Origin of the sequence: Streptococcus mitis (genome assembly GCF_003944325.1) — a bacterium.
GTDB classification, from domain to species: Bacteria; Bacillota; Bacilli; order Lactobacillales; family Streptococcaceae; genus Streptococcus; species Streptococcus mitis_CW.
The window spans coordinates 1-6,860 of record NZ_RJPX01000058.1 but is presented as its reverse complement, the minus strand read 5'-3'; the positions used below and the strand labels follow the sequence as shown (position 1 = coordinate 6,860).

Below are 6,860 nucleotides of genomic sequence, written 5' to 3'. Positions count from 1 at the left end.
CTAACCTTTAACCGCATTCAAACGTCTCACACTAACTTCCACCATAGCGGAACTTAATCTGAAACGCTTTCAGATGAGAGGATTTTGTGCGCTCTTTTTTTCGATTCAGTTTGGTTAAAAAAGCAATAAAATCAAGCATTAGTAAAACCAGTGGAACTTACCCTGACACGGATTTCCACTGGTTTTTACAATTTTTATCAGACTAACTTCCACTTGGATTAGCGGTGGAACTTAGTTTGGGAATTTACCGAGCAAACTAGGAAGCTAGCCGCAGGTTGCTCAAAACACTGTTTTGAGGTTGCAGATAGAGCTGACGTGGTTTGAAGAGATTTTCGAAGAGTATAAACAAGGCGAAGATTGACTTTTTCTTGTTTATTGGGGTACAATAGAGAAAAGATAGAAATGAAGTGAAAAATATGCTACCTGCTTATATGAAAATCCATGATCAGATTAAAAAGGATATTGACGAACATCGTTGGGCTATTGGTGAGAGGCTTCCTAGTGAACGAGATTTAGCAGAGCAGTTTGAGGTCAGTCGTATGACCCTTCGCCAAGCTGTATCTCTATTAGTCGAAGAAGGCGTTTTAGAGCGTCGTGTAGGAAGCGGCACCTTTGTTTCCAGTACTCGGGTACAAGAAAAGATGCGAGGGACAACCAGTTTTACTGAAATTGTTAAGTCTCAAGACAAAATTCCCTCTAGCCAGCTCATTTCTTACAGAAAAACCATTCCCAATGAGCAAGAAGTTGCTAAGTTAGGAATTTCTCCAACCGAAAACATTATCCGAATGGAACGTGTTCGCTATGCCGACAAAGTTCCTCTGGTTTATGAAGTTGCTTCTATTCCAGAAAAATTTATTAAGAACTTTAAAAAAGAAGAAATTACCAGTCATTTCTTCCAAACTCTACAAAAACATGGCTATCGTATTGGTAAATCACAGCAGACTATTTATGCTCGTCTTGCTAAAGAAAAGATTGCCCACTATTTGGAAGTTGAAAAAGGACATGCTATTCTTGGTCTGACTCAGGTTTCCTACCTAGAAGATGGTACTGCATTTGAATACGTTAAAAGTCAATATGTAGGCGAACGCTTTGAATTTTATCTTGAAAACAATTAGACTACTAGGCAAAACCTCTCTGTCACAGACAAAGAGGCTTTTATTTTTCTAAGAGTAAATCTTTCAAAGAAATCAAAGTTACAGCAAACAATATCATTGCCATACCAAGAAAATCAATGGGATAAAATTGTTCATTCATGATTAGGAAGGCAAAGAAAACAGCCGAAATTGGCTCAATTGAAGCCAACAAACTTGACTTAACCGGTCCTATCAGACTTGCTCCTTTTAAAAAGGCTATATAGGCAAAGACAGTCCCGATAAGGATAATGCCTGCAAACGCAAGGAGAAAATCAAGACTAGTCGGAATATCGGCCTGTAGAACTCCTGTAAAAGGAAGTGCGACCAAACCTGCTATGACCATTCCCACACCAATGACCAAACTGCTTCCCCACTTCTTAATCAAGGCTATGGGCAAAATGATATAAAGTGCGTAAGTCAGAGCAGAAAAGAGACCCCAGAACAGACCTGCAGGTGTCATAGATAACTGGTCCAACTGCCCATGAGTGGCGATCAGGAAGGTCCCTCCAATGGCTAATATGATAGAAACAATCTCTGCCAGAGTCGGCGCCACCTTATCCTTGATACAGCTATAAATCAAAATCCCTACAGGACAAACATATTGAAGCACTGTTGCGGTACCTGCATTGGTTCCCTGAATAGCAGTTAGATAGGCAAATTGGTTGAGAAAGAGACCAATCAGAGCAAAAATAAGAAGAGACAGCAAACTCTTTCTATCCTTTAAAAAGGCCAGCATTTTATCCCTTGCAGTAGCATAAGCCAAGACCATGAGAATCCCACCGGCGATTAAAAGTCGTAAGTTAGTTAAAACCAGAGCCGAAATTCCGTGTGCCATCAGGTATTGGCCACTCGTTCCTGACAAGCCCCAAGCAATCCCAGCCACAACTGTTAATAGGGTCCCTTTTAAACTATTTGACATGTCTCTCCTTACTCTTCTTTGCGGATCAAGTCCATCACTTGGTTACGATCTAATATCCACTGGGCCCGCTCATCCTTTTCATAGGTACGATTGGATAGGAAAATGACCGCTTCTTGCTTCTGACGATTCCACATGATAAAGGTACCTGTATAGCCCGTATGGTCTAGCCACTCTCCTTCTAAATTCCATGCCAAAGAACGTTCCTTGTCATCCAAAGGAGAAAAATTTTGACTCAAATCTCTTGCAAAATCATCATTTAAATAGTGCTGCAAAAAGATTTGTAAATCCTTTACAGTCGAAAACAAACCAGCACTACCAGCATGTCTGCCCAAGAGACGAGCCTTGGGATCATGTACTAGACCTGCCTCTACACCTCTAACCGTTGGAACAGCATACTCAACAGGCCCAAACTGGGTTTCATTCATTCCCCAAGGTTTCCAGACTTGCTCCTGTATAATCACATCCAAGTCTTGATCGAAGATTCTTTCCAAAATAAAGCCCAACAGCAAAAAATGGACATCCGAATAAAGAAAGGCTGGCTGACTTCGTCTGTTGAGATGAAACATGGCTTCCTTTAATTCTGAAGCTGTTAAAAGATCACGGTTAGGAATAAAAGGATCAAGATCTGTTGCGTGAGTCAAGAGTTGACGAATAGTGATATCTGGATAATCACTTTCAGGTAAAAAATCGGTTACTGGTCTGTCAATATCTAATTGACCGTTTTCCCACAAGAAGGTAAAAATGGTGCCAACCCCAACAACCTTGCTGACACTGGCTAGGTCATAAACTAGTCCTGCCTCAGTATCCAAGCCATGTTCTGGATTACTCTGGCCTAAATAGAACTCCGTCCATTGATTGTCCTTAAAATACGCAAAAGAGGCTCCAGGATAAATCCCTGCCTCGATTTGTTCTTCTATTTTTTTAATAATCTTGGTCCACTTCATACTTCTTCAAACCACAATTCAACATTATTTCTATCTTTTCCAAGGAAGAATTTTTCAGACTTAGGAATAAAATATTCGGTAGACTCAAATTTCTGGCGCAGACTTGCTATATCTAGTTCATTGACCAAGAACTTGAGCATAGATAAGTCCCAAGTAACCGTATTGTCAACAGTCAAATCCTGCCCCTGAGCTGGGATAAAATCAAGTGACGCCCCAATTTCAAATAATTCCAAGAAACTTTCGACAGCAGTTGAGAGATGTAATTCTATAGAAATCTCAAATTTACTTAAAGAAATTGATTCCAAATCTGTTTGAAACTCAGGGTTTTCTTCTACTTCTACTAGACTTGCTCTATCATCTTCTGCATGAATCAAAATCAAATCATCTTCTGGTGAGAAAACTTCAAAAGCGTAGCCATTTTGTCCCTTGTATAATCGATGAATCGAATCTGTTTTAGATAAAAGTCCTTCGATTTCCAAGGGATTTTCCACCTTGACAATCAATCTAGCTAGCTTCTTCCGTCCCTCTACCTTACGAGTACGCATACTTGGAGCTTCTTCTAAAACCAGCTTTTCAAGGCCTGTTTGATCCCCTAGTGACAGAAAGGCTGATTCCTCTAACAAGACCTTCATGCCAAGGGTTTCAATATAAAAAGTTTCATTTAATTTTCTATTATTAACTTTTAAAGTAGGAATAATCCGTACAATTTGATTTACATTCATAAATTCCTCCAACTCTTTTATTTTAAAGGATTTTAGAATTTTTTACAAGATATTATGCTCAAATTTACCAATTTTTCGTAAAATTTCACCTAAAAAACCGAGGCTTTCCTCGGTTTCAATTTCTTATAGGTAAAGGAATTTGAAGATAGCTACTGCCGCGATTGCTGCTGCAATAGGTGCTACTACTGGTACCCAAGAATACCACCATTTTGAATCCCCTTTGTGCTCACCAAGAACTGATTTTGGAAGGAAAGTATGAAGGAGGCGTGGGCCAAAGTCACGCGCAGGGTTCAAGGCAGGTCCTGTAGGTCCACCAAGTGATGTTACCAAGGCCATAACAAGGAAACCAAGTGCCAAGTGAGCAATTCCAAGACCAGATGTCATAAATGGTGCTACTTGTTCTTTAGCTTGGTCAAGCGCTGCTGTTACTTGTTCTTGAGGAATAGTTTGACCTTGAGTAGTTGCTTGTGTAACTTGAGCATTAATAGCTGCTTGTGCTTTTGATACTAATTCAGCACCAAAGAAGTTTTTAGTCAAACCAAGGGCTGCAAAGAAAAGAACAAATGAACCGATAAACTCGTTTACAAAACCATTAACAGTTGCTGCAAAACGTGATTCTTTTGTACCATTATCCAAACTTGAAATTGTTGAGAAAGTACCCAAGATGTTGTTTGGATTTTCAGTTTTCAAGTAGTATGGGCGGTGTGTTGCCACAACCAAGGCTTGACCAAAAATAGCACCCAAAACTTGTGCGATGATATAAGGCGCAACTTGTGCCCAAGGGAAGAGACCGCTTACTGCAAGTCCAAGAGTGAAGGCTGGGTTGATGTGGTTTCCAGATACGTTACCAAACATCAAGGCAGGAATCATAACCCCCATACCGTAACCAACAGCGATAACGATCCAGCCACTTTGGTGACCTTTCGTACCTTTAAGTTCAACGTTGGCAACTGCACCATTTCCAAGAATGATCAAAAGAGCAGTAGCCAAAAATTCAGTGGCATATTTAATTGCCCATGTGAAATCCATTTGATAGATTCTCCTTAAAATTTTTTAGACAATCCTTATTCTATCAATTTTTATATCTTTTAGCAACAGGTTTTCTAAAAGATTATATGAGAAAGCGGTTTTATTATGTGACTATTAGTCACATAATAAAGAAAGGACGAAATTCGTCCTTTCTCATTCTTAGCTTTTCTTCAACCTACTACAGTAGATAAATATACTGAATAACTACTGTCTTGACTCATTTAATTCTTAAAAATTGATAGAGTTGACAAATGGTAGAAAAAAGCCCTTTTTACTAAGTTAAGTATCAACTACAGTTACGATTAGCATTCGTTACTTAACCCACTCACCATTATAGTTTACGTAGTAACCATCTACTGTGGTATTAACAGCTAGAGCACCTGAACCATACGCATAGTACCATTTACCATTGACTTGGAACCAGCCTGTTTTCATATCTCCATTACTTGCATTTAGATAGTACCATATTGAACCATCTTTCACCCAACCTGTGGACATTGCACCTGATGAACGAAGATAGTACCATTTATTACCAACATTGACCCAACCTGTCTTCATATCACCATTTTGAGCTTCTAGATAATACCACGTTGAACCATCTTGATACCAGCCAGTCGCCATTGCTCCTGAGGAACGGAGGTAGTACCACTTATTACCTAGATATTGCCAACCTGTTTGCATAATGCCAGTTGCTGGATCTAGGTAGTACCATGGAGCAGGTTTGCTTCTATCAATGTCAATAGTAACATGAAAATCTTGAGTCCAACCCTTAGCAACTTCACCAATTGGTAGTGGATTGTAAGAATCATCGCCAAAATTTCCTAGCTTATTTAAATAATACCAATTGCCGTCTTCATAAATCCAGCCTGTCTTTACAGCATAATGATTATCAAAATAATAAGTTCTCTTTTCAGCAGATAGAGGATATTGTTCACCGTATACTTTTCCTGTATTTTCAGACGTTTTTGCCTCTAGTACTTGTTTATCTGTTTGTTCTAGCAAAGCACCATCTTGTCCAAAATAGTACCACTTCTCCTGAAGGCCAATTTCGAAGACTGGACGATTATCAAATAAATCATCACGATAACCGGTTCCAGGAATTTCTAAGTATTGCCATCCAACTACCATTTCTCCTTTATCACCAAAATAGTAAGTTTTACCGTCTATTTTATGCCAATAGATTGCTTTATGATCATCTTTTACATAATATTTTCTATTATCCTTATCAACAAATCGGCCACCTGTGGTATTCGCAAATACAGTATTTGTAGTTAGCAAACCAAAGAAAAGTGCTGTTAGCCCAACTTGCATAGTTTTTTTCAAAAGTTTCATTTATATATTCCTCCAATATTAGATCCACTCACCAGATGAAGCGAAATTATAAACTTTACCATTTGTCTATTCTTCTGAACAAACTGTTGATAGGGAATTGTATTGCCAAATGCAAGAACACTTAGTAATACAAATATAACTATTTTTTTAATTCCACGATTTCTCCTCATCTTATATTGTGAACCTCCTTTCTTTCTGCTTAATTCTAACACACATATGAAAATCAGTCAAGTTTTTATGTTTATTTTGACTTTTTTTATATTAATTACACATAAACATTTTTTATTACAAATTTGCTATTTTTAACTAAAAGAAATATAATTAAGTTAAGTAGAAAGGAATAATATTTTTTATGAATATACTCGCTGAGAAATTCAGAGTAAAGAGAAAAGAGTTAGGTCTCTCTCAACAAACTCTTGCAGAAGGAATTTGTGAACAAAGCCAGATTAGTAAAATTGAGAGAGGGCATTTCATTCCCTCCGCAGACCTTTTGTTCAAACTCTCACAACGACTCGAAGTGCCATTAGATTATTTTTTTAATGAACAAATTGAAATTAAATCTAACCTCTCTAATTTCAAGCAATTATCTGCTCGACTATTAAATGATAGAAATTATGACAATTTGGAATATATTTATAGAATAGAGATTGAACGAANTACTTTTCTAACACTAGAAGACCGAACTTACCTTGAATGGATTAAAGCTATTATTGACTTCTATCAATATGACAGTAAGTGTGAGGCAATTTCTTCATTGGAAAATATATTATTAAAAGTCTCT

Annotated in this window: 8 protein-coding genes; 2 read left to right on the top strand and 6 right to left on the bottom strand. The window is 37.8% G+C overall.

Going from position 1 to position 6,860, the window contains the following annotated elements:
- Positions 1–416: 416 nt before the first annotated feature.
- The gene (locus tag D8787_RS10695; RefSeq protein WP_125423722.1) at positions 417–1,115 is read left to right on the top strand and encodes a GntR family transcriptional regulator; all 699 of its coding nucleotides are present in this window, start codon (positions 417–419) and stop codon (positions 1,113–1,115) included.
- 40 nt (positions 1,116–1,155) lie between these two features.
- Here D8787_RS10695 and D8787_RS10690 read toward each other — a convergent pair whose 3' ends face one another.
- The 6 genes from D8787_RS10690 to D8787_RS12145 all read right to left on the bottom strand — a co-directional run bounded on the left by D8787_RS10690 (position 1,156) and on the right by D8787_RS12145 (position 6,249).
- Positions 1,156–2,052 (bottom strand): DMT family transporter, encoded by an 897-nt coding sequence (locus D8787_RS10690; RefSeq protein WP_125423719.1) that lies wholly within the window; start codon positions 2,050–2,052, stop codon positions 1,156–1,158.
- 8 nt (positions 2,053–2,060) lie between these two features.
- On the bottom strand, positions 2,061–2,996 hold the full coding sequence (locus tag D8787_RS10685; protein ID WP_125423716.1) for a serine hydrolase domain-containing protein: 936 nt from the start codon (positions 2,994–2,996) through the stop codon (positions 2,061–2,063).
- On the bottom strand, positions 2,993–3,718 hold the full coding sequence (locus tag D8787_RS10680; protein ID WP_125423713.1) for a CppA family protein: 726 nt from the start codon (positions 3,716–3,718) through the stop codon (positions 2,993–2,995). Before D8787_RS10680 ends, D8787_RS10685 begins: the two co-directional genes overlap by 4 nt.
- A 123-nt stretch (positions 3,719–3,841) precedes the next feature.
- The gene (gene gla / locus D8787_RS10675; RefSeq protein WP_125423710.1) at positions 3,842–4,747 is read right to left on the bottom strand and encodes an aquaglyceroporin Gla; all 906 of its coding nucleotides are present in this window, start codon (positions 4,745–4,747) and stop codon (positions 3,842–3,844) included.
- Positions 4,748–5,059: 312 nt separating this feature from the next.
- Complete coding sequence (gene cbpC, locus D8787_RS10670; RefSeq protein ID WP_125423707.1) at positions 5,060–6,079, bottom strand: choline-binding protein CbpC; 1,020 nt, start codon at positions 6,077–6,079, stop codon at positions 5,060–5,062.
- The gene (locus tag D8787_RS12145) at positions 6,076–6,249 is read right to left on the bottom strand and encodes a PhrA family quorum-sensing system peptide (RefSeq protein WP_042900840.1); all 174 of its coding nucleotides are present in this window, start codon (positions 6,247–6,249) and stop codon (positions 6,076–6,078) included. The genes cbpC and D8787_RS12145 overlap by 4 nt, the downstream gene beginning before the upstream one ends.
- Before the next feature lie 182 nt (positions 6,250–6,431).
- Between D8787_RS12145 and D8787_RS10665 the strand changes: the two genes are divergently transcribed.
- Positions 6,432–6,860: helix-turn-helix domain-containing protein (locus tag D8787_RS10665; RefSeq protein ID WP_142999768.1), on the top strand; the 429-nt coding region annotated here is incomplete at its 3' end.

Excerpts from the sequence above, each read along its gene's own strand:
- D8787_RS10695 (WP_125423722.1), top strand. The coding sequence starts at position 417 with ATGCTACCTGCTTATATGAAAATCCATGATCAGATTAAAAAGGATATT.
- D8787_RS10690 (WP_125423719.1), bottom strand. The coding sequence starts at position 2,052 with ATGTCAAATAGTTTAAAAGGGACCCTATTAACAGTTGTGGCTGGGATT.
- D8787_RS10685 (WP_125423716.1), bottom strand. The coding sequence starts at position 2,996 with ATGAAGTGGACCAAGATTATTAAAAAAATAGAAGAACAAATCGAGGCA.
- D8787_RS10680 (WP_125423713.1), bottom strand. The coding sequence starts at position 3,718 with ATGAATGTAAATCAAATTGTACGGATTATTCCTACTTTAAAAGTTAAT.
- gla (WP_125423710.1), bottom strand. The coding sequence starts at position 4,747 with ATGGATTTCACATGGGCAATTAAATATGCCACTGAATTTTTGGCTACT.
- cbpC (WP_125423707.1), bottom strand. The coding sequence starts at position 6,079 with ATGAAACTTTTGAAAAAAACTATGCAAGTTGGGCTAACAGCACTTTTC.
- D8787_RS12145 (WP_042900840.1), bottom strand. The coding sequence starts at position 6,249 with ATGAGGAGAAATCGTGGAATTAAAAAAATAGTTATATTTGTATTACTA.